Origin of the sequence: Paraburkholderia madseniana (genome assembly GCF_009690905.1) — a bacterium.
Classification (GTDB): Bacteria; Pseudomonadota; Gammaproteobacteria; order Burkholderiales; family Burkholderiaceae; genus Paraburkholderia; species Paraburkholderia madseniana.
This window is the reverse complement of record NZ_VOSW01000096.1, coordinates 14788-36242: the sequence shown is the minus strand read 5'-3', so window position 1 is coordinate 36242 and position 21455 is coordinate 14788. Positions and strand designations below refer to the sequence as shown.

Below are 21455 nucleotides of genomic sequence, written 5' to 3'. Positions count from 1 at the left end.
ATCACTGACCATAAAGTGTCAATGATGTCCCCGCACGTCTGTCAACCATGTCCCCGGTCTATACACAGCCGGCAAAGAGAAGTAGGTGCCGCCCCGCACAGGGGCAACGCTAATAGACCACTAACAATTCAAGGAAAGGCCAACACCCTAAGAACACAGACAATGCCGCCGCCAAAGGCAAAAAACTACGCCGCCATTACAGCCCTCTTCCTCTCAGCCCGCTGCATAAAATAGTTCCCCAAAACAACCCCAACAGTAACAACAGCAATAAACAACGTAGCCAACGCATTCATCTCCGGATTCAACCCAAGCCGAACACGAGAAAAAACAACCAGCGGCAACGTCGTCGACCCAGGCCCCGACAAAAACGCCGACAAAACCAGATCGTCGATAGACAACGTAAACGACAACAACCACCCAGAAATAAGCGCCTGCGAAATCAACGGCAACGTAATGAAGAAAAACACCTTCAGCGGCGTAGCCCCAAGATCCAGCGCAGCTTCCTCAAGCGAAGGATTCAACTCCTTCACCCGCGACTGCACGATGATGGCCACATACGAAATACACAACATCACGTGCCCGATCCAGATCGTGAAAATACCGCGCCCGGCGGGCCACCCCAACCACTTGGCCATTTCGATGAACAGCAGCAGCAGCGAGATCCCCTGAATCACCTCGGGAATCACCAGCGGCGCATTGATCATCCCAGTGTAAAGGGTAAAGCCACGAAACCGCCCCATCCGGGCCAAAACAAACCCGGCCCACGTGCCAATAATCACCGAAGCAAACGCCGTCAGCAACGCCACGCGCAAAGATAACCACGCAGCCGCGATCAACTCGCTGTCCTGCAACAACGCCGCATACCAGCGCGTCGAAAACCGTGTCCACACCGTGACCAGTTGCGATTCGTTGAACGAATACACAACCAGACTCACGATCGGAACGTAGAGGAACAGAAAACCGATCCCCAAAGCAATGATCTGCAAAATTCGGTTCGGCTTCATCAGCGCCTTTCCTCCATCGCCTTCGCCTGCGCGTACTGGAAAAACGCCATCGGCACCAATAACAACAACACCATCGCGCACGTCACGGCAGACGCCATCGGCCAATCGGCATTGTCGAAAAACTCATTCCACATCACGCGGCCAATCATCAGCGTGTTCGCGCCGCCCAGCAATTCCGGAATCACGTACTCGCCCACCGCTGGAATAAATACCAGCAAACACCCGGCAATAATGCCGTTCTTCGACAGCGGCAAGGTGATCTGCCAGAACGCCCGCCACGGCTTCGCGCCCAGGTCGTAGGCGGCTTCCAGCAAGGTCATGTCCATCTTCACCAGGTGCGCGTACAGCGGCATCACGAGGAACGGCAGGTACGAATACACCATGCCGATATAAACCGCGGTGTTCGTGTGATACAACTCGATCGGCGTATGGATCAGCCCGGTCGACATCAGAAAGTTGTTCAGCAAACCGTTGTTCTTCAGGATCCCGATCCATGCATATACGCGAATCAGAAACGACGTCCAGAACGGCAGCATCACCGCCATCATCAGCAGATTGCGACTCGCCGGATTCGATCGGGCAATGTAATACGCCATCGGATAACCGATCAGCAAACACAGCAACGTGGAGATCGCCGCGACCACCACCGAATTCACATAGGTCGCGAAATAGAGGCTGTCGGTCAGCAGAAACGCATAGTGCGACAGGTCCAGCGCGACGTGAACCACCCCATCGGTGTACTTGGCGAGTTCGGTATAAGGCGGGATGCCAAGCTGCAAATCGGCAAAGCTGATCTTCACGACCAGCAGGAACGGCACGAGGAAAAACAGCAGCAACCAGATGAACGGGCCGGCCACCACCGCGGTGCGGGCAGTCAGATTGAAACGGCGCACCGGCCACGACGCGAAAGAACTGATCGAGCGCTTCATGACGTCAACACCACGCCGGCCGATGCGCTCCAGCGCACATACACCTCGTCGCCCCAGGTGGGCGGATCGATCTCGGTCAAGGCAAGGCTCGTCACGTTGGCGATCACCGTTTTGCCGGCGTCGAGTTTCACGTGGTACAGCGAATAGCCGCCCATGTAGGCGATATTCGTTACCACGCCCTTGCCCCAGTTGTACGCACCCTCAGGCGGTTTGCGCGTGAGCGCGATGCGCTCGGGCCGCACGGAAATCGTCACCGGCATGCCGAGCGGCCCGGTGATGCCATGGCTCACGTAGAGACGGACCGGCAAGTCGGGCGTTTCAATGAACACGTGATCGGGTTCGTCTTCGACGACGTTGCCGTCGAACAGATTGGTCGAACCGATGAACTCGGCCGAAAAACGGCTATTCGGATATTCGTACACTTCGTGCGGTGTGCCGAGCTGGATGATCTCGCCTTCGCTCATCACGGCAAGACGGTCCGCCATCGTCATCGCCTCTTCCTGGTCGTGCGTCACCATCATGCAGGTCACGCCGACCTTGTCGAGAATGTTGACCAGTTCGATCTGCGTGCGCTGACGGATCTGCTTGTCGAGCGCGGACATCGGCTCGTCGAGCAACAGCAGCTTCGGCCGCTTGACGAGCGAGCGCGCGAGCGCCACACGCTGCTGCTGGCCGCCGGAGAGCTGATGCGGCTTGCGCTTCGCAAAGCGGCCCATCTGCACGAGATCGAGCGCGGTCTGCACGCGGTCTTTCAGTTCAGACTTCGGCACACCTTCCTGCTTCAGGCCGAAGGCGACGTTGGCCTCGACCGCCATGTGCGGAAACAGCGCGTATGACTGGAACATCATGTTGACCGGCCGGCGATAAGGCGGCAATTGCGCGAGGTCTTCGCCGTCGATCAGGATCTTGCCCGACGTGATCGATTCGAGGCCGGCCAGCATGCGCAACAAGGTCGATTTGCCACAGCCGGAACTGCCAAGCAGCGCGAACAGCTCGCCCTTTTTCACCGACAGGTTGACTCCTTTGACCGCTGCAGTCTCGCCGAACTTCTTCACGATGTCGACGATCTGGACGAAATTCTCTGCTGCACCGCCTGCTGCGGCGTTCACGCCCGGGGACGGCACGGCGGCCCCTGCCATCGCGCCCGACTGGTCACTACTCATCACAATGCTTTACTCCGGCGTTTGACGAACAAAGCCCCCGGTGGACACCGAGGGCTTCTTGATGATACTTACCCGTTCACTCTGGCGGCGAATCAGCGGCCGGACTTGAATTCAGTCCACAGCCGCGTTTGCAGACGCTGGATTTCCGGCGGCAGCGGCTTAAGCAGGAACAACGTCTTGATGACTTCAGGCGAGGGGTACACGGCCGGATCGTTCGCCACGTCCTTGTCCACATACTTGCGCGCTTCGAGGTTGGCGCTTGGATAGTAGACGGCGTTGGTGATCGCGGCGTGAACCTGTGGCGTTTCGATGTAGTTGATCCACTCGAGCGCGGCTTCCTTGTTCTTCGCGTCCTTCGGAATCGCCATCACGTCGAACCACACCGGGGCGCCGCCCTTCGGAATGTAGTACTCGATCTTGTAAGCCTTCTTCGCCTCGACCGCGCGATGCTTGGCGATCACGACGTCGCCCGACCAGCCGTACGCGAAGCACACGTCGCCGCCAACCAGGTCATTGATGTAGCCCGACGAGTTGAACTGCGTGATGTACGGGCGGATCTTCTTCATCATCTCGAGCGCGGCGCGGTAGTCGGCCGGGTTCGTGCTCATCGGGTCTTTGCCGATGTAGTGCAGCGCGGCGGCGAACATCTGGTCCGGCGCGTCGAGCACGGACACGCCGCAGGCCTTCAGCTTCGAGATGTTTTCCGGCTTGAAGAGGACGTCCCAGCTGTCGAGCGGCACGTTCTTGCCGAGGATCTGCTGCGCCTTGGTCACGTTGTAGCCGAGGCCGGTCGTGCCGTATGCCCAGGGTACCGTGTACTTGTTGCCCGGATCGGCGCCGGCCACGAGGACCATCAGCGAGGGATCGAGGTACTTCAGGTTCGGCAGCTTCGATTTGTCGAGCGGCGCGAAGATGCCCGCGGCGATCTGCTTGCCGGCGTAATTGCTGGTCGGCACGACGATGTCGTAACCGGAACTGCCGGTGAGGAGCTTGGCTTGCAGCGTGTCGTCGCTGTCGTAGTTGTCGTATTTGACCTGGACACCGGACTGTTTGGTGAAGTTCGGAATGGTGTCCTTGGCGATGTAATCGGACCAGTTATACACGTTGAGCTGCGTGTCTTTCGCAGCAGCCGTCAACCACGGTGTCGCGCACAGAACCAGTGCCGCCACTTGTCCCACTACCCGTCTTTTCATCCCGTTCTCCGATCCTGACCGGCCCGACCCGGCTGTCTTCAACCACGCCGCGGCACACCGCACGCGGCTCCCCTGAAAAATCCGAAAACTACCATTAATTGTTGCGCGCACCAAAAAAAATGCTGGGCTGTCGCGCAAACGGTACAGCGTAAGCCGCGCCGCTACAAAATGGGCGCAATTTTAGCGGGTTATCGGCGCGTGTCTACCCGAAAAAAACACCAGTGGCGGCCCCGGTGTTATCTCGTTGTCAACTTACGCCGACCGCACCCCACCGGGTTCGCATCAAGGCGGCAGCCAGAGGCCGCTTTCCCTGAATCTTATGCCTTACAGCTAACCTCGATGCGAGCGTAAGCCACCCGTCGCGCCACGGCATCGGCACCGGGCGCGACCTTGCACAGATCTGCCGCGAAGGCTCCAGCCGCCGCGTCACGCTGTTCCTGTGGCTGACGGCCGGCATGCTGATGTCGGCGGTCAGCACCTTCGTCCTGCTGGCGCTCCAGCAGGCAGGCGGCCGCCGGCTCGCGGCGGGCATCGTCGGTGCGACGGCGCGTTGTTGTGGCAGTTGGCGTTCGGCGGACAAGGCCGCCTTGTGTGATTTATTTGTGACCGAAGTGGTTTTGTAAGTATTTTCCAACCGTCTACGGCAGTCCGAACGGCTGGCAACTCGACTAAGACCAACTAGCAGCAATGAACGGCGCGAATCAGGTACAGCATTGCGCGCTGAGTGGTGGAATTCGAATCGAGGCGAAGGCGGCAATGGATACTGCCAACCGTGCACGCATCTGTGCCATGGCGAGCGCGACGCCGGGGCGCGATGGCCGCATCGGTTAACATAGCGGAACTTCGCTTCTCCGCCCCAAGGTTTCCGATGGCTTCGAATCTCCACGATCTTCCCGACAGCCCGTGCATCGGTGTCTGTTCCACGCTTTTCGACGAGGTCTGCAAAGGCTGCGGCCGCACCGCCACCGAAGTATCCAACTGGGTGTTCCTGAGCGACGAGGAAAAACGCGCGGTGTGGGTACGCATCGAGCAGGACGGCACCGCGATGCGTTTCAAGAACGACAAGCTGTAGCCTCCCGCGCGCCGTGGCCACCCGCATCGGCCCTCTTGCCGGAAAACCCGTCTCCCGACTGGGATCGCGATTGCAATAAAAAACGCCGGACATTCCGGCGTTTTTGCGTGAGGAGCGCAGCTTCCCGCGCGTGGCGATCAGAACCGCATACCGACACCCAAACCGACCACCACCGGATCGATATTCAGCCGGCCAAGCGACTGACCGCCGAGCGTTGCGTCGGTGTGCATCCAGATCTTCTTGATATCCGCGTTGACGAACAGCGACTTGGTCACCTGCACGTCCACACCTGCCTGCAACGCGGGACCGAAGCTATGATTGGTGACCGAAATCGGCTGACCGCCCGCATTCAGGCCGTTGTTATAGAACAACGTGTAGTTCAGACCCGCACCGACGTACGGCCGGATACGCCCCGCGTGGTTGAAGTGATATTGCAGCAGCAGCGTGGGCGGCAACACGTTCACACCACCGAGATTGCCGAGACTCGACGTCAACTGATGGCGCGACGTGCCGAGAATCAGCTCGACGCCGAGGTAGTCGCGGATCATGTAGGTCAGATCCAGCTCCGGCACGATGGCGTTGTTGACGCCCACATCGAGCGCCGACAGCGACTGGTTGGTCTCCACGTTCGGCATGATGCTGATTGCGCGCAGACGCACCAGTACGTCTCCGGCGTGAATGCCGCTCATCTGGTCGTCGCCGGCAGCCTGCGCCGGTGAGGCCAGCGCGCCCGCGCCTAACAGGCACGTCGCGACGAAGGTTGCCTTGATTCTGTTCCTGAGCAAGTGCTTCATGTGCTTCCCCGAGTGTTGTTTGCGTGCGGGGATTGTCGAAGTTCCTGTCAGGTTTCACGTTGACCCGTATCAACCGAGCGAGAACGCCCAACGACCTGCGACAGCGGGTCGCGTCGCGCCGGTCAGAAGCAGTTCGATCAGGTCGTGGACGCTGCGGATGGCCGTGCCGAACGGCAAGGCTTCGCGGCCGCGAAAGAACAGACCGTTGGCCACGTCGCCGCGCAATGCCGCGGCGAGTCGCGTGTCGATGCAGAAGTGGCCGAACTTCTCGACACCGTCGCGCCAGCCACACACGCTGAGGCATTCGAGCCCGGTCGGGCAGACGTGTTTGAGCGCGCCGACCTTCGCGCGGATTTTCGTTTCGTGGCGCAGATAGCGCATCAGCCATGGTGTTTTCACGGCGCGCGCGGGCAGCCCCGTCACGCTGACGAATTCGACGATGTCGTCGGGCGTCGCTTCGGCCAGTACGCGTTTGAAGTTCGGATGCGCGTCGCCTTCTTCGGTCACGGCGAACGGTGTGCCGAGCTGCACGCCGCTGGCACCGGCGCTCAGCAGTTCGCGCACAGCTTCGTGACTATTGATGCCGCCCGCGACGATCAAGGGCACGTCCTGGCGACGCAAACCAAGCGATGTGAATACCGCATCTAGTTCCTCAAGCACACGCAAGAATTCGAAGCGCGGGTCGCGCATGTCGGCGAGATTGCTCACGCCAAGATGGCCGCCCGCGTGGGCCGGATGTTCGATCACCACGGCGTCTGGCAGACGGCCCTTTTTCATCCACTTCTTCAGCACCAGCGCGACACCGCGGCTATCCGACAGAATGGGGATCAGCGCGATGTCGTGGCCGTGGGTCATGTCCGGCAAATCGAGCGGTAAGCCAGCGCCCATGACAATTGCATCGGCGCCGCTTTCGCAGGCAACGCGCACGTAATCCGCCTGCGCGTTGACCGCTTTCATCACGTTGACGGCGATCATGCCGCGGCCTTCGCTGAGTGCCTTGGCGGCGTGGATTTCACGCGCCAGCGCGGTGAGGTTCGCCTGTTCGAGCGTAGCCCGGTCGGGAGATTGCCGGCAGCGTTCGATCAGATCGGGATGATGATGGCGCAGGTCGATGCTCGCGATGGTGCCGAGTGCGCCTTCGCGAGCGACGCTGCCGGCCAGCCGGTGGGCCGAGATGCCGACGCCCATGCCGCCTTGCACGATCGGAAGCAGCGAGCGGCCGCGGGTAAGGAGTGGTGGGAAAGAGTGAGAGGTGTGCATTGACGACCCGATTGGTGGACTATCGAAACGGTGATAATCGATCGTCGGGCGCGGCGTGCCTTGCTTTGGGTCAAGGAGGCAGTTTGCTGGTTTGGTTTTGAGAGCGGTTGGTTGACGTTGGTCACGTCACGGTAAGGTTGATTCGTACGGACGGACAAACCAGAGCCAGCATGCACGACGCCCACCATGAAAAAAGCCCACTTCGAAGAAGCAGGCTTTTTCTTGCACTACACCGTGAAGCAGAAAGCGCTTACTGCACGCCCTGGCTCAACAGGAAGTCTTCATAGTTGCCGCCGAAGTCGTTCAGCGTGCCGTTGGTCTTCACTTCGATGATCCGGTTCGCAAGACCGCTCACGAACTCACGGTCGTGCGACACGAAAATCAGCGTGCCTTCGTACTTGTCGAGCGCGATCTGCAGCGATTCGATCGACTCCATGTCCATGTGGTTGGTCGGCTCGTCCATCAGCAACACGTTGTGACGGCCCAGCATCAACTTGCCCCAGATCATGCGGCCCTTCTCACCACCGGAGAGCACCTTGACCGACTTGCGGATGTCGTCGGCATTGAACAGCAGACGGCCGAGCGTGCCACGCACCATCTGCTCGTCATCGCCTTCCTGGCGATAGCCGTCGATCCAGTCCATCAGCGTGACGTCGGTCGGAAACTCTTCATACGTATCCTGCGGCATGTAACCGACGTTCGCGTTTTCGGCCCACTTCACGGTACCGTGGTCGAGCGTCAGCTTGCCGAGCAGCGAACGCAGCAGCGTGGTCTTACCCGCGCCGTTCTCGCCGATGATCGCGATACGCTCGCCCGGCTGCACGCTGACGCTGAAGTCGTTGAAGATCTGACGCTCGTATTTCTTCGAGATCTTGTCGGCCACCACCGCGATGTTATGCAGCTTCTTCTCGTACTCGAAGCGGATGAACGGATTCTGCCGCGAAGACGGCTTGAATTCCTCGATCTTGATCTTGTCGATCATCTTCAGACGGCTGGTGGCCTGACGCGCCTTCGACTTGTTCGCCGAGAAGCGGCGCACGAAGTCCTGCAGGTCGGCAACGCGTTCCTTCGCCTTGGCGTTGGCATTCTGCTGACGCTCGCGTGCCTGCGTGCTGGCCAGCATGTAGTCGTCGTAGTTGCCCGGATAGACCTTCAGCGTGCCGAAGTCCATGTCGGCCATGTGCGTGCAGACCTGGTTCAAAAAGTGCCGATCGTGCGAGATGATGATCATCGTCGAGTTGTACTGGTTGAGCACGTCTTCCAGCCAACGGATCGAGTTGATGTCCAGGTTGTTGGTCGGTTCGTCCAGCAGCAGCACGTCCGGCTTCGAGAACAGTGCCTGCGCGAGCAGCACGCGCAGTTTCCAGCCCGGCGCGACGTTGCTCATCGGGCCATTGTGGTCTTCGATCGCGATGCCGATGCCGAGCAGCAGCTCGCCCGCACGCGCTTCCGCAGTGTAGCCGTCGTACTCGGCGAACTTCGCTTCGAGTTCGGCGGCGTGCATATAGTCGTCGTCAGTCGCGTCGGGGTTCGCGTAGATCGCGTCGCGCTCGGTCATCGCGGCCCACATTTCGGCGTGCCCCATCATCACGACGTCGAGCACGCGCACGTCTTCGTACGCGAACTGATCCTGGCGCAGCTTGCCAAGGCGGACGTTCGGTTCGAGCATCACGTTGCCGGAGCTCGGTTCCAGATCGCTACCCAGTATCTTCATGAAGGTGGATTTGCCGCAGCCGTTCGCACCAATCAGGCCATAGCGGTTCCCTCCCCCGAATTTGACCGAGATGTTCTCGAAGAGGGGCTTTGGCCCGAATTGCATGGTGATATTGGCGGTAGACAGCACGGCGCGTCCTTTGAATGTGATATCGGCGAACAACCCAATATTTTAGCAGGTTATCGCGAATTCAACCCACGCAAGCGCCGTGTTCACGCGTTTCGACGCCGCTTTCACCCCCGGTTCGCGCTTCCCCGCACGCCTTCTAGCCGCCGCGCGGCGTCTGCAAAACGCCGATGAAGGCCGACAGATCGGCCTCGCCCAGCCCCATCGCCGCGCCGAGTCGCAACAGTTGCTGGACCGTCGACGAAACCGGCATCGGCGTGCCCGTCTCGTACGCTGTCGCGGCGACCGTGTCGATGTCCTTCTGGAACGTACGGAATGCGCCGATCGGCGCGAGGCCGCTTTGCGTCATGCGCGGCACGAAAATCTGCAGCAGCACCGAATCGGCCCAGCCGCCGGCGAGGCCTTGCGTCAGTTTGGCGGCGTCGATGCCGCTGCGTTGCGCGAGGCTCACGGCCTCGGCGATCGCCGCCAGGGTCGCGGTGACGATGGTCTGATTGCAAAGCTTGGTGGTCTGCCCCGCTCCGACCTCGCCCATGTGTGTGACGCGGGCCGAATAGGCGTCAAGGAGTGGCGTGACCGCCTCGACGTCTGCCGCGGCGCCGCCCGCCATGATCGCCAGCGTGCCCGCCGTCGCGCCCGCCACGCCGCCGGATACCGGCGCGTCGATCCAGCCGACGCTCGCGGTGCCTGTGCCCGCAGATTCTCGCTCTCGCTCTCGCTCACCCTCGCCCGTAGCAGCAATCGGACCTTCCGCCGCAACGGCCGCCACCGCCGCCGCGCGCTGCGCGAACGCGCGCGTGGCGGCCGGCGGAATGCTTGAGTGATCGACGATCCAACGCACGCGTCTCGGCGCGGCGGCATCCACGCTCAGCAGTCCCTCGGCGCCGAACACCGTTTCTTCAACCGCCGCCGCATCCGCGACGCACAGCAGCACCGCCTCGCACCGCGAGGCCAGTTCGCGCGGCGTATCGACCACCTTGGCCCCGTCCGCCAGCAACGCTTCCGCCTTGGCCCGCGTGCGATTCCAGACATGCACGGTATGCCCCGCGCGCAGCAGATGCCGAATCATCGGCGCGCCCATCAGACCGGGACCGCAAAAACCAATTTCCACTTTCAAGCCTCGTCAGGTTTCAGATTGAGTTGCGCGGACATCATAACGGCCCCTCCCCGCCGCGGCATATCGGGCACGCGATGTGCGGAATGACCCGCTCACGCGCGGGACATGGGGGACGTCAACGGCGATCCATTGCCTATACTTTTTTTGCACACCAACGAAGGTCAAAGGAGGAAGTTCATGTCAGAACATGTTTACAAACAAATCGAACTGACCGGCTCATCGACCAAATCGATCGACGACGCAATCAGCACCGCGATTACAAAAGCGTCGAAGACGCTGCGCAATCTGCACTGGTTCGAAGTGACGGAAACGCGGGGCCAGATCGAGAACGACAAGGTCGCCTACTGGCAGGTGACCATCAAGGTCGGTCTGCGCATCGACTAGCGCTTCGGCTGAAACAGCTTCAACACATAATCTGAAGCAAAAAAAAGCTGCGTCCGTACTGGACGCAGCGTCTTAAAGCAGCGGTTGCTGAGACCGCCGCCTGGTCGATGGTGATCCCGTCGATCGCGACCCGATCATTCGCGACCCGGTCAATAGTCACGCGATTCGCTCCCGACGACCGCGCGAGCCGGATTACTTCGGCAGCGAACCGTCCACGCCTTCCACATACCAGTTCAGGCGTTGCAGTTCCGGATCGGCCAGCGTCTTGCCTGCCGGCACCTTCACCGCGCCGGACTGATCCTTGATCGGGCCCGTGAACACGTCCCACTTGCCGCCGGCCAGTTCATCGCGCTTCGCCGCCACCTGCTTCTGCGCATCAGCCGGAATCGCCGACGTGTTCAGGTCTTCAAGATTGACAGCCTTCTGCGGAATGCCCCACCACACCGGATCGTTCTTCCACTTGCCGTCCAGCACCTGCTGAATAGCCGCGTTGTAATACACGCCCCAGTGCGCGACCACCGACCCGAGGTGCGCCTCAGGACCGAACTTCTTCATGTCCGAATCCCAACCGAACGCATGCACGTGCTTTTCCGATGCGGTCGCGAGCGTCGCGCTCGAATCCGTGTTCTGCAGCAGCACATCGGCACCCTGCCCGATCAGCGTTTCAGCGGCCTGCTTTTCCTTGCCCGGATCGAACCAGCTATTGATCCAGATGACCTTGGTGTGGATCTTCGGATTCACCGAACGCGCGCCGAGCGTGTACGCGTTGATGTTGCGGATCACTTCAGGAATCGGCACCGATGCAACAAAGCCGAGCGTGTTGGTCTTCGTCACATAGCCGGCAGCGACGCCTGCCAGGTAGGCGCCCTGGTACATGCGCACGTCATAGGTGCCGAAATTCGGCGCTTTCTTGTAGCCGGTTGCGTGCAGGAACACCGTGTCCGGGAAGTCCTTTGCGACCTTCAGTTCGAAGTCCTGGTAGCCGAAGCTCGAACCGATGATGATCTTGTTGCCCTTGTTCGCCAGATCGCGGAACACACGTTCCGAGTCGGCCGATTCCGGCACGTTCTCGATGCGGGTGATCTTGATCTTGTTGCCGAACTTCGCTTCGGCTTCCTTCGAGCCCTGATCGTGCGCGAAAGTCCAGCCGGCGTCGCCCGGATTGCCGAGGTAGACGAACGCGACGCCCGGTGCGTCGGCCGCTTGCGCGGTTTGCACGAGCGGCGCGGCAAGCGCCAGGGAGGCCGCACCCCATGCGAAGGCGGTCAGCAGATTTCTTCTCTTCATGTTTTCTCCTGTCGTGTTTGTCGATTGATTTGAAACGTGTGATCGGTCATATGAAGCGACAAGCGTGTCATCCCGCCGAGAAAAACGGCTTGCCAAGCGACGCCGGTGCATTCAGACGAATCGTGTTCGGGTTGCGCGAAATCAGCACGAGCACGACGACGGTCGCGACGTACGGCAGCATCGCCAGAAATTGCGTCGGCACCGGCACGCCGATGGCCTGAGCGTAAAACTGCAGACCCGTCACGGCCCCGAACAGCAACGCGCCGATCAGCAGACGCCCCGGGCGCCATGTCGCGAACACCACCAGCGCGAGCGCGATCCAGCCGCGGCCCGACGTAAGCTGCTCCTGCCACAAGTGCAGGTTGACGATCGAGTAATAGCCGCCAGCGAGACCCGCCATGCCGCCGCCGAAGGCCACCGCGCCGTAACGCACGCCGACCACCGGAAAGCCGACCGAGTGCGCCACTTGCGGCGATTCGCCGACCGAACGCAGCACGAGGCCCGCACGCGTGCGATACAGGAACCACCAGATCACCGCGAACATCAGGAACGCGAGGTAATCGAGCGGCGTGAGGCTGAAAAGCGCGGGTCCGAGCACCGGAATCTTCGAGAAACCCGGAATGGTCCACGTGTCGATCGTGGCGCGCACCGCGGCCGACGTGTACGGCTTTCCGACATAGGCTGACAGGCCAATGCCGAAGATCGTCAGCGACAGGCCGGTGGCGACCTGGTTAGCAAGCATGGTCAGCGTGAGGAACGCGAACAGCAGTGACATCGCGAGACCCGCGACGATCGCGGCGACCACACCGAGCCACGGGTTGCCCGTAATGGCGGTGACCGCGTAGCCGGTCACCGCGCCCATCAGCATCATGCCTTCAACGCCGAGGTTGAGAACGCCCGACTTCTCGGTGACGAGTTCGCCCGCGCCCGCGAACATCAGCGGGATCGCGGCGGTGACGGCGCTCGAGGTAAGCGCGCTGGCTTGTTGAATATCCATGGAGATCCGCCGGGAAAATCAGTGGGCTTGCGCGGCGGCGGAGCGCCGGCGCACGCGGTAGTTCACGAACAGGTCGGCACCCAGCAGGCAGAACAGCAGCAGCCCCTGGAACACGCCGGAGAGCGCCTGCGGCAATTGCATCGAGGTCTGCACCGCTTCGCCGCCGAGGTACAGCAGCGCCATCAGCAAGCTCGCGAGCACGATACCGACCGGATGCAGCCGTCCCACGAACACGACGATGATCGCGGTGAAGCCGTAGCCCGGCGACCATGTCGCCTGCAACTGGCCGATCGGACCAGCGATCTCGCCCATCCCGGCGAGACCCGCCAGACCGCCGCTGATCAGCAACGACGTCCAGATGGTTTTCTTGTCGGAGAACCCGGCGTAGCGCGCGGCGAGCGGCGCGAGACCGCCGACGTTCATCCGGTAGCCCGCGAAGCTCTTGCGCATGAAGAGCCACACGCACGGAATCGCGATCAGCGTGATGAACACGGACGCGTTCAGCCGCGTGCCGCGCAGCCATTTCCAGTGCCAATCGCCGGAAAAGGTTGGGTACAACGCGTCGCCGCTGAACATCTCCGAGAGCGGGAAGTTCATGCCCTGCGGATCGCGCCACGGGCCGCTCACCAGATAGATCAGCAACTGCGTGGCCACATACGTGAGCATCAGGCTCACGAGAATCTCGTTAGTGTTGAAGCGGCTTTTCAGGAGCGCGGGAATCGCGGCCCACGCCATGCCGCCGAGCACGCCGGCGATCATCATGGTCGGCAGAATCCACCAGCCGGTGGCCTGATCGAAATAGATCGCGACACCGCTGGCGGCGATGCCACCAAGCAGCATCTGCCCTTCAGCACCGATGTTCCAGACGTTGGCGCGATAACCGATCGCGAGGCCGAGGCCGATCAGGCACAAGGGCGAAGCCTTCAGCAGCAGTTCGGACCAGCCGTTCACGCTGGAGAGCGGTTCAATGAAAAACGCGTGCATGGCTTCGAGCGGATCACGGCCGACCAGGCTGAAGATCAGGAAGCCGATCACAAGCGTGAGCAACGCGGCGATCAGCGGCACGGCGATCTGCATCGTGCGCGAGGGCGTCGTGCGTGCTTCGAGTCGATACGGAAGAATCATGGGAGCGTGTGCTTATGTGAGTGCTTATATCTGGTTCTGGTGCTTATGGGCCTTTAGCGTCGATCAGCTAGCCGATCGCGCATCGATCTGTTCAGGCATGCGCCGGCTGTTCCGCCGACGGCGCCGCGCCCTCGCGGTCGCCGAACAGGCCCGCCATCCAGCGGCCGATTTCTTCGGCATTGGTCGCCCCCGTGGCACGCACCGGCGAGAGTCTGCCGCCGGCCAGCACCGCGATGCGATCGCAGATGTCGAACAACTCCTCCAGTTCTTCGGAGATCACCAGAATCGCCACGCCGCGGGCGGACAGGTCGAGCAACTGCTGACGAATAAACGCTGACGCGCCGACGTCGACGCCCCAGGTCGGCTGCGCGACCACCAGTACTTTGGGCGCCTGCAGAATCTCGCGACCCATGATGTATTTCTGCAGATTGCCGCCGGAGAGGCTTTGCGCCAACGCTTCCGAGCCGCCACAACGCACGTCGAAGGCTTCGATGCAACGCTTGGCGAAGGCACGCATAGCGCCCGCCTTGATCCAGCCGGAATTCACCATCTGCTGTCGATGCGCGGTGAGCAGCGCGTTTTCCGACAAGGTCATCGCCGGCACTGCGCCGCGGCCGAGGCGCTCTTCCGGCACGAAACCAAAACCGAGCGCGCGCCGGCCGCCTGCGCCGAGGCGCCCTGCCGCCTTGCCGCAGATCGTGACCGCATCGGCACGCGTGCCGCGCTTTTCACCCGAAAGCGCCGACAGCAATTCGGCCTGACCGTTGCCCGACACACCCGCGATGCCGAAGATCTCGCCTGCATGCACGCCGAACGACACGTTATTGAGCGACGTGCCGAATGGATCGTCGCTTTCCACCGACAACTGCTTCACGTCGAGCAGCACCGCACCCGGCGTGTGTTCACGGCGCGTGTAATCCGGCAGCGAATGGCCGACCATCAACTGCGCGAGCGACGCATGCGTTTCTTCTTTCGGCTTCACGTGACCGGTCACGCGACCGCCGCGCATCACCGTCGCTGTGTCGCACAGTTCCTGGATTTCGTCGAGCTTGTGGCTGATGTAGAGGATGCTGCAGCCTTCTGCCGCGAGACGCCGCAGCGTCTCGAAGAGCTTGCGGACCGCTTGCGGCGTGAGCACCGAAGTCGGTTCGTCCATGATCAGAAGACGCGGATTCTGCAGCAGGCAGCGCACGATCTCGACGCGCTGCCGCTCGCCCACGGTCAGGCTATGCACGTGACGTTGCGGGTCGATGTCGAGGCCGTAGTCGGCGGAGACTTCGCGGATGCGTTTCGAGAGTGTCTTCAGATCGAAGGGTTCGTCGAGCGCGAGCGCGATGTTTTCGCCGACCGTGAGCGTCTCGAACAGCGAAAAATGCTGGAACACCATGCCGACGCCGAGCTTGCGCGCCGCCGCCGGGCTCGCGATCTCGACCGGATGGCCTTCCCAGCGGATCTCGCCGGCGTCGGGCCGCACCGCACCGTAGATGATTTTCATCAGCGTGCTTTTGCCGGCGCCGTTTTCGCCGAGCACGGCATGGATTTCACCCGGCGCGACGATCAACGTGACGTCGTCGTTGGCGCGTACGGCCGGGTACTGTTTGGTGATGCCCTGAAGCATCAACCGGGGCGCCGCCTGTTCCGGCCTGTTTGCCGGCTGCGCGGCGGCGCCGTCGCTATAAGAAGAGTCGCTCATGTGATTCCGTAGTACGTCAGAGACTGCCGGTCGCAGCGCGTCCGCCCGCCCTGTCAGCAGACGATCCGTCACCACAACCGGATGACAATACCTAAATCGACCGGCTCAGTCGAGCCGTCAAAATTCCCCGCAAACCCCCGTCGCAGCGTGCTCTGCGGGTATCCCACTCTTGACGTGGTTTTGTGTTCATATTAAAAGCCATATATACCCACGCCCGTTCGATCAGCCAGAACATATATTTCGGAGAAGTCATGAGTCAGCAACGCGAGGCGATCGATACGTATCTATTACGCGTCTTGCACACCCTGTTGATGGAACGCAGCGTCACGCGCGCGGCCGTCAAACTGAATCAATCGCAACCCGCCATCAGCGCGGCTCTGCGCCGTTTGCGCGACATCACCGGCGACCCGCTGCTGGTGCGCGGCAAATCCGGCATGGTGCCGACCGAGTACGGCCTGCGCCTGCTCGAACCGGTGCAGAACGCGCTGCGCGAGATCGAACGCATCAAGTTCCAGCAACACAACTTCGATCCCGCCACGTCCATTCGTTGCTACCGGATCGGCTGCCCGGACTACCTGAACGTGCTGTTCGTGCCGACGGTGGTGGAACGCTTTCGTCAGGCCGCGCCGAACGCGACGCTCGAGTTTCACTCGCTCGGGCCGGCGTTCGACTACGAACTCGCGCTCGAGGACGGCAAGCTCGACATCGTGGTCGGCAACTGGCCGGAACCGCCGGAGCAATTGCACCTGTCGAACCTGTTCGTCGATCAGATCGTCTGCCTGATGAGCAACGCGCATCCGTTCGCCAAACGTGGCGGGTTGACGCTCGACCAGTACCTGAATGCCCCGCATCTTGCGCCTACTCCTTACTCGGTGGGCCAACGCGGCGCGATCGACGTGCATCTCGCGCGCGAACGGTTAAAGCGTCACGTGGTCGTCACGTTGCCGTACTTCAATCTGGCGCCTTACGTGCTGATCAAGTCCGATCTGATCTTCACGACGACGCGCCTGTTTGCCGACTACTACGCCAAGTTTCTGCCGCTGACCGTGGTGCCCGCGCCGCTGGATTTCCCGCCGATGCAGTACTACCAGTTGTGGCACGAGCGCGTGCATTACTCCGACGAAGTGCGCTGGCTGCGCAGTCTGGTTGCCGAGGCGACCAAGACGTTGATCGACAAGCCTTAATCTTTGCTATGTGCTCTATCGGCATCCAGTCTTTGTGGATGCCGATAGAGCTGCTTCTTCTACTTCGCCCTTACGCCATCATCAGGCTGCCGCTTCGTAAAGCGTCTTTGCCAACCGGTTGTGCTGCTCGATGACCGGTCCGAGTTCCAGCGTCGTTAATTGACCATTTTTCACCACCACCTTGCCGCCGATCACGCTATGGCTTACCTGCGACGGCGCGCAGAACACCAGTGCCGCGACCGGATCGTGCAACGCGCCCGCAAACAGCGGCTGACGCAGATCGAAGGACACGAAATCCGCCGCCATGCCCGGCGCCAGTGCGCCGATGTCGTCGCGATTCAGCACCTTCGCGCCGCCTAGCGTCGCGATCTCCAAAGCTTCACGCGCGGTCATCGCATCCGGCCCAAAGCCGACCCGCTGCAGCAACAGGGCCTGGCGCACTTCGGCGACCATTTGCGCGCCGTCGTTCGACGCCGAACCGTCGACGCCCAGGCCCACCGGCACACCGGCGAGGCGCATCCGCTTGACCGGTGCAATCCCCGACGCCAACCGCATGTTCGAACACGGGCAGTGCGCAACGCCGGTGCCGGTGCGGGCGAACAGTTCGATGCCCGCGTCGTCGAGTTGCACACAGTGCGCGTGCCACACATCGTGGCCGACCCAGCCGAGGTCTTCCGCATACTCCGCCGGCGTCATGCCGAACTTCTCGCGGCTATACGCGATGTCGTTGACGTTCTCCGCCAGGTGCGTGTGCAGCGACACACCATAGTGCCGCGCCATCACCGCCGATTCGCGCATCAGATCGCGGCTCACCGAGAACGGCGAGCACGGCGCGACCACGACACGCAGCATCGCGTAGCGTCCTTCGTCGTTGTACGTCTCGATCAGCCGCTGCGTGTCCTTCAGGATGTCCGCTTCACGCTCGACCACCGAATCCGGCGGCAAACCGCCGTCCTTCTGCCCCACGCTCATGCTGCCACGCGCTGCATGAAAACGCATGCCGATCCGCTCTGCCGCGACGATGCTGTCGTCGAGGCGGCTGCCGTTCGGGTAGATATACAAATGGTCGCTCGAGGTCGTGCAACCGGACAGCAACAGCTCGGCCATCGCCGTCAAGGTCGAGACTTCGATCATCTCCGGTGTGAGGTTCGCCCACACCTTGTAGAGGTTGGTGAGCCAGCCGAATAGCTCGGCGTTCTGCGCGGCCGGAATCGCGCGCGTCAGGCTCTGATACATATGGTGGTGCGTATTCACCAGCCCTGGAATCACCAGGTGGCCGCGCATGTCCAGCACTTCGTCGGCCGTTTGCGGCAATTCCGCCGTCGATCCGACCGCGACGATGCGGTTGTCCTCGATATACATGCCGCCGTCGCGCAGTTCGCGCCGGGCGCCGTCCATCGTGACCAGCACGTCCGCGTGCTTCACCAGCATCGTTTTCTTAGGCTTGTTTGGCTTCATAGCCGCCTGCTCCATCGTCATTCGTTTCTCCGCTTCATTGCTTCCGTGCAAAGCCGTTCGAACGCGATGGGACGGCACGCCAACCGCGCCGCCGCGTCCCGTCGAGCGCCGTTGGCCCGGTTACCCAGCGTATTTCCGCCGTCTTCGGGGTGTGCCGCGCTTCACTTGTGTTTGCTGCGGCGCACAGGTGTAACCTTCAACGGTCAAAATAATGCTGACAACTCGCGCCAGTGCGATACCCAACCTCACGCTGTCGATATAGTGGGCCTTTTTTGGCGCCGGTACGATCCGCCGGTGAATGAAATGCACGGCAATAGTCGAATGAATCGACTCAAAGTGGCTTTCAACAGGCTGTCTGTCATGCGCCAGGTATTATCTTTCCTATCTCGCGCGCGCTGACGTGAACATCCTTTTTACAATGGCTGCCACGGCGCTCGCTTCAATTCGCCGACGGGTATGTAGCCACTGACGTGGAGCCTCGATCCGCCGCAACGTATTCTGGATCGGGCCGCCGCCGAAACCTCGCATTCACATAAGGAAAATTGCGAATGGGAAAGCTCACTACCCACGTGCTCGACACCGCGAACGGCCGTCCCGGCGCGGGCATCAAGGTCGAACTCTTCGCGCTCTCCGGCGACACCCGCCGCGCGCTCAAAACCACCACCACCAATGACGACGGCCGCTGCGACCAGCCGCTGCTCGAAGGCGACGCATTGGTCCCGGGCGAATACGAGCTCGTATTCGGCGCCGGCGACTACTTTGCATCGATCGGCACGAAAGTGCCGGAGCCGCGTTTTGTCGATCGCGTCGTGTTGCGCTTCGGCGTGGCCGATGCCGGTGCGCACTATCACGTGCCGCTGCTGGTATCGCCGTGGTCGTACAGCACCTATCGGGGCAGCTAAGCCGAACGGAGCGTATTGATAGGCGTTGGAGGAAGACGAGGTTGAAGTCGCGCTGGCTGTATTTGCGAGCGCGCCCGATTGCACTGTGCGGATCTTTGGAGACACCCGCGAAGCGCAATCGAACGCGAGCGACTCGACCCGAAGTTCCAATAAAAAACGGCGCTGTGCGAACTGAGCGCACCGCGTCTCTCACCCCGCAGTCTGCGCAGCGACACCGTGCATGCCGACAACCCGTCAGCCGGGTCACCGAAGGCGTAATCAAGGCACAAGCGTCGTTGCGCGTACAACGAATCAGAAGTGGAGGAGTTTCATGGAAGGCTTTATCACTGACTGGCTGAACCTGGCATTGCGCTGGTTCCACGTCATCGTCGCCATCGCCTGGATCGGCGAATCGTTCTATTTCGTCGCGCTCGACAACAGCCTGAAACCGCCTACGGACCCGAACCAGCGCAAGCGCGGCGTGTTCGGCGAGTTGTGGCACGTGCACGGCGGCGGCTTCTACAACATGCAGAAGTACACCGTCGCGCCGCCGGAAATGCCGGACGACCTGCACTGGTCCAAGTGGCCGTCGTACACCACGTGGCTGTCGGGCGCGAGCCTCTTCACGGTGCTGTATTTGCTCTCGCCGTCCACGTACCTGATCGACAAGAACGTGCTCGACATGGGCCCGGTGGTCGCGGTTGCTTCGGCACTCGGCTTCCTCGCCGCAGGCTGGATCGTGTACGACTCGCTGTGCCGTTTGCTCGGCAATAAAGACAAGGTGCTCGGCATCTGCGTCGGCATTTATGTGGTGATCGCGGCGTACCTCGCGTGCCATATCTTCGCGGGCCGTGCGGCTTACCTGATCATGGGCGCGATGCTGGCAACGATCATGTCGGCGAACGTGTTCTTCGTGATCATCCCGGGTCAGCGCAAGATGGTTGCCGCGATGCTCAAGGGCGAAACGCCGAACCCGATCTACGGCAAGCGCGGCAAGCAACGTTCGGTGCACAACACGTATTTCACGCTGCCGGTGGTGTTCGCGATGCTGTCGAACCACTATGCGATGACGTATACGAATCGGTACAGCTGGGTCGTGCTCCTGATGATCATGCTGGCCGGCGCGCTGATTCGCCAGTTCTTCGTGATGCGTCACCGTGGCCAGGTGCTGTGGTACTTGCCGCTGGTGGGTATCGTGCTGATGTTCGCCGCCCTCTTCTCGACGATGCCCAAGCCGATCGTGCCGCAAGCGCAGGCCGCGAACGCGCCGACGGTCAAGGTGGCCGATATCGCGCCGGTGCTGCAACAGCGCTGCGTGGCATGCCACTCCGCCCATCCGACGATGATGGGCAGCGCCCCGGCTGGCGTGTTGCTGGATACGCCGGACGAGATCTCGCAGAACGCGCAGCGGATCTACCAGCAGGCCGTGACCTTGAAGGCGATGCCGCTGGGCAACGTCACGCACATGACCGACGACGAGCGGATGAAGATCGCCGCGTGGTTCGAAGGCGGTGCGGTGAAGTAAGGCGCTGGCCGGGTGTTGCGCCCGGCTTCGCAAAGCATGAAGCGGGCTTTTCGCGTGAGCGGGAAGCCCGTTTTTTTGTTGGTCATTCGGTTCAGACGGCTTGTCAGAATGACAAGGGAAGTTGTAGCCCGTGAGACACAAAACCATAAGAACAAATTGTGTCTCATGGGCTACAACATGGCTAAAATCTACCGATTTGACGCTCCGGGGCTACAAATGACCAATCTCGCTGACGTATCGAACATGCTGAAGACCGTTCGGCGCGAAAGTCACCTGTCTCAAGAGGAATTGGCGCGCCGCGCGTATGGAAACGCTGGCCAAAAACGATATGAGCGTGTCGGTGCTCGTGCGCCTGCTCGAAGCGGCCGGCTACGACCTCAAGTTCGTCGCGCACGGCCACGGGCGGACACTCGAAGATATCCTGGCTGAACAACGCATGCCGGACGCGGACTCATGAGGCTCGACGTACGAGCTTGCGTCCCGCAGTGCGAAATAGTCCGCATATGAAAAAAAGCCCACAGCGTGCACTGTGGGCTTTTTTATAACCAG

Annotated in this window: 18 protein-coding genes and 2 pseudogenes; 7 read left to right on the top strand and 13 right to left on the bottom strand. The window is 61.4% G+C overall.

Annotated features, from left to right (window positions below):
- Positions 1-185: 185 nt before the first annotated feature.
- From FSO04_RS35665 to FSO04_RS35650, 4 genes are all read right to left on the bottom strand, one after another.
- Positions 186-1004, bottom strand: a complete 819-nt coding sequence (locus FSO04_RS35665) for an ABC transporter permease subunit (protein ID WP_154566208.1) — start codon at positions 1002-1004, stop codon at positions 186-188.
- Positions 1004-1933, bottom strand: a complete 930-nt coding sequence (locus FSO04_RS35660) for an ABC transporter permease subunit (protein ID WP_154566207.1) — start codon at positions 1931-1933, stop codon at positions 1004-1006. The genes FSO04_RS35665 and FSO04_RS35660 overlap by 1 nt, the downstream gene beginning before the upstream one ends.
- Positions 1930-3096, bottom strand: coding sequence for an ABC transporter ATP-binding protein (locus tag FSO04_RS35655; protein ID WP_166618316.1), 1167 nt, complete (start codon positions 3094-3096; stop codon positions 1930-1932). The genes FSO04_RS35660 and FSO04_RS35655 overlap by 4 nt, the downstream gene beginning before the upstream one ends.
- Before the next feature lie 92 nt (positions 3097-3188).
- The gene (locus tag FSO04_RS35650; protein WP_154566206.1) at positions 3189-4289 is read right to left on the bottom strand and encodes a polyamine ABC transporter substrate-binding protein; all 1101 of its coding nucleotides are present in this window, start codon (positions 4287-4289) and stop codon (positions 3189-3191) included.
- A gap of 359 nt (positions 4290-4648) precedes the next feature.
- On the opposite strand from FSO04_RS35650, the pseudogene FSO04_RS35645 reads away from it, so the two are divergent.
- Positions 4649-4822, top strand: a pseudogene (locus FSO04_RS35645) (Nramp family divalent metal transporter); the annotation flags it as partial.
- Positions 4823-5157: 335 nt separating this feature from the next.
- Positions 5158-5361, top strand: coding sequence for a DUF1289 domain-containing protein (locus tag FSO04_RS35640; RefSeq protein WP_028199276.1), 204 nt, complete (start codon positions 5158-5160; stop codon positions 5359-5361).
- A gap of 137 nt (positions 5362-5498) precedes the next feature.
- Here the strand turns inward: FSO04_RS35640 and FSO04_RS35635 are convergent, their stop codons facing one another.
- The 4 genes from FSO04_RS35635 to FSO04_RS35620 all read right to left on the bottom strand — a co-directional run bounded on the left by FSO04_RS35635 (position 5499) and on the right by FSO04_RS35620 (position 10366).
- Positions 5499-6155: an OmpW/AlkL family protein gene (locus tag FSO04_RS35635; protein WP_154566205.1), complete on the bottom strand. Its 657-nt coding sequence runs from the start codon at positions 6153-6155 to the stop codon at positions 5499-5501.
- 69 nt (positions 6156-6224) lie between these two features.
- Positions 6225-7415 carry an NAD(P)H-dependent flavin oxidoreductase gene (locus tag FSO04_RS35630; protein ID WP_154566204.1) on the bottom strand — a complete coding sequence of 397 codons (1191 nt, stop codon included), beginning with the start codon at positions 7413-7415 and terminating at the stop codon, positions 6225-6227.
- 250 nt (positions 7416-7665) lie between these two features.
- Complete coding sequence (locus FSO04_RS35625; protein ID WP_168435958.1) at positions 7666-9258, bottom strand: ABC-F family ATPase; 1593 nt, start codon at positions 9256-9258, stop codon at positions 7666-7668.
- 136 nt (positions 9259-9394) lie between these two features.
- On the bottom strand, positions 9395-10366 hold the full coding sequence (locus tag FSO04_RS35620) for an NAD(P)-dependent oxidoreductase (RefSeq protein ID WP_168435957.1): 972 nt from the start codon (positions 10364-10366) through the stop codon (positions 9395-9397).
- Positions 10367-10549: 183 nt separating this feature from the next.
- Here FSO04_RS35620 and FSO04_RS35615 point away from each other — a divergent pair, with 183 nt between their 5' ends.
- Positions 10550-10756 (top strand): dodecin, encoded by a 207-nt coding sequence (locus tag FSO04_RS35615; protein WP_074283352.1) that lies wholly within the window; start codon positions 10550-10552, stop codon positions 10754-10756.
- 192 nt (positions 10757-10948) lie between these two features.
- Here FSO04_RS35615 and FSO04_RS35610 read toward each other — a convergent pair whose 3' ends face one another.
- The 4 genes from FSO04_RS35610 to FSO04_RS35595 all read right to left on the bottom strand — a co-directional run bounded on the left by FSO04_RS35610 (position 10949) and on the right by FSO04_RS35595 (position 15858).
- Positions 10949-12043 (bottom strand): BMP family ABC transporter substrate-binding protein, encoded by a 1095-nt coding sequence (locus tag FSO04_RS35610; RefSeq protein ID WP_154566202.1) that lies wholly within the window; start codon positions 12041-12043, stop codon positions 10949-10951.
- Positions 12044-12110: 67 nt separating this feature from the next.
- Positions 12111-13040 (bottom strand): ABC transporter permease, encoded by a 930-nt coding sequence (locus FSO04_RS35605; protein WP_154566201.1) that lies wholly within the window; start codon positions 13038-13040, stop codon positions 12111-12113.
- Positions 13041-13058: 18 nt separating this feature from the next.
- A complete protein-coding gene (locus FSO04_RS35600) occupies positions 13059-14165 on the bottom strand; it encodes an ABC transporter permease (RefSeq protein ID WP_154566200.1) in 1107 nt (368 codons plus the stop codon).
- Between the two features lie 91 nt (positions 14166-14256).
- On the bottom strand, positions 14257-15858 hold the full coding sequence (locus tag FSO04_RS35595; RefSeq protein ID WP_154566199.1) for an ABC transporter ATP-binding protein: 1602 nt from the start codon (positions 15856-15858) through the stop codon (positions 14257-14259).
- 251 nt (positions 15859-16109) lie between these two features.
- Between FSO04_RS35595 and FSO04_RS35590 the strand changes: the two genes are divergently transcribed.
- On the top strand, positions 16110-17042 hold the full coding sequence (locus FSO04_RS35590) for a LysR substrate-binding domain-containing protein (RefSeq protein WP_012433318.1): 933 nt from the start codon (positions 16110-16112) through the stop codon (positions 17040-17042).
- An 81-nt stretch (positions 17043-17123) separates the two neighbouring features.
- Here FSO04_RS35590 and FSO04_RS35585 read toward each other — a convergent pair whose 3' ends face one another.
- Positions 17124-18521, bottom strand: coding sequence for an 8-oxoguanine deaminase (locus FSO04_RS35585; protein WP_154566198.1), 1398 nt, complete (start codon positions 18519-18521; stop codon positions 17124-17126).
- 527 nt (positions 18522-19048) lie between these two features.
- Here FSO04_RS35585 and uraH point away from each other — a divergent pair.
- The 3 genes and pseudogenes from uraH to FSO04_RS35570 all read left to right on the top strand — a co-directional run bounded on the left by uraH (position 19049) and on the right by FSO04_RS35570 (position 21363).
- Entirely contained in the window at positions 19049-19402 is a 354-nt protein-coding gene (uraH, locus tag FSO04_RS35580; RefSeq protein WP_074283346.1) for a hydroxyisourate hydrolase, read from the top strand.
- 310 nt (positions 19403-19712) lie between these two features.
- Positions 19713-20906 (top strand): urate hydroxylase PuuD, encoded by a 1194-nt coding sequence (locus tag FSO04_RS35575; protein WP_154566197.1) that lies wholly within the window; start codon positions 19713-19715, stop codon positions 20904-20906.
- 216 nt (positions 20907-21122) lie between these two features.
- Positions 21123-21363: pseudogene (locus FSO04_RS35570) on the top strand (transcriptional regulator).
- Positions 21364-21455 lie beyond the last annotated feature (92 nt).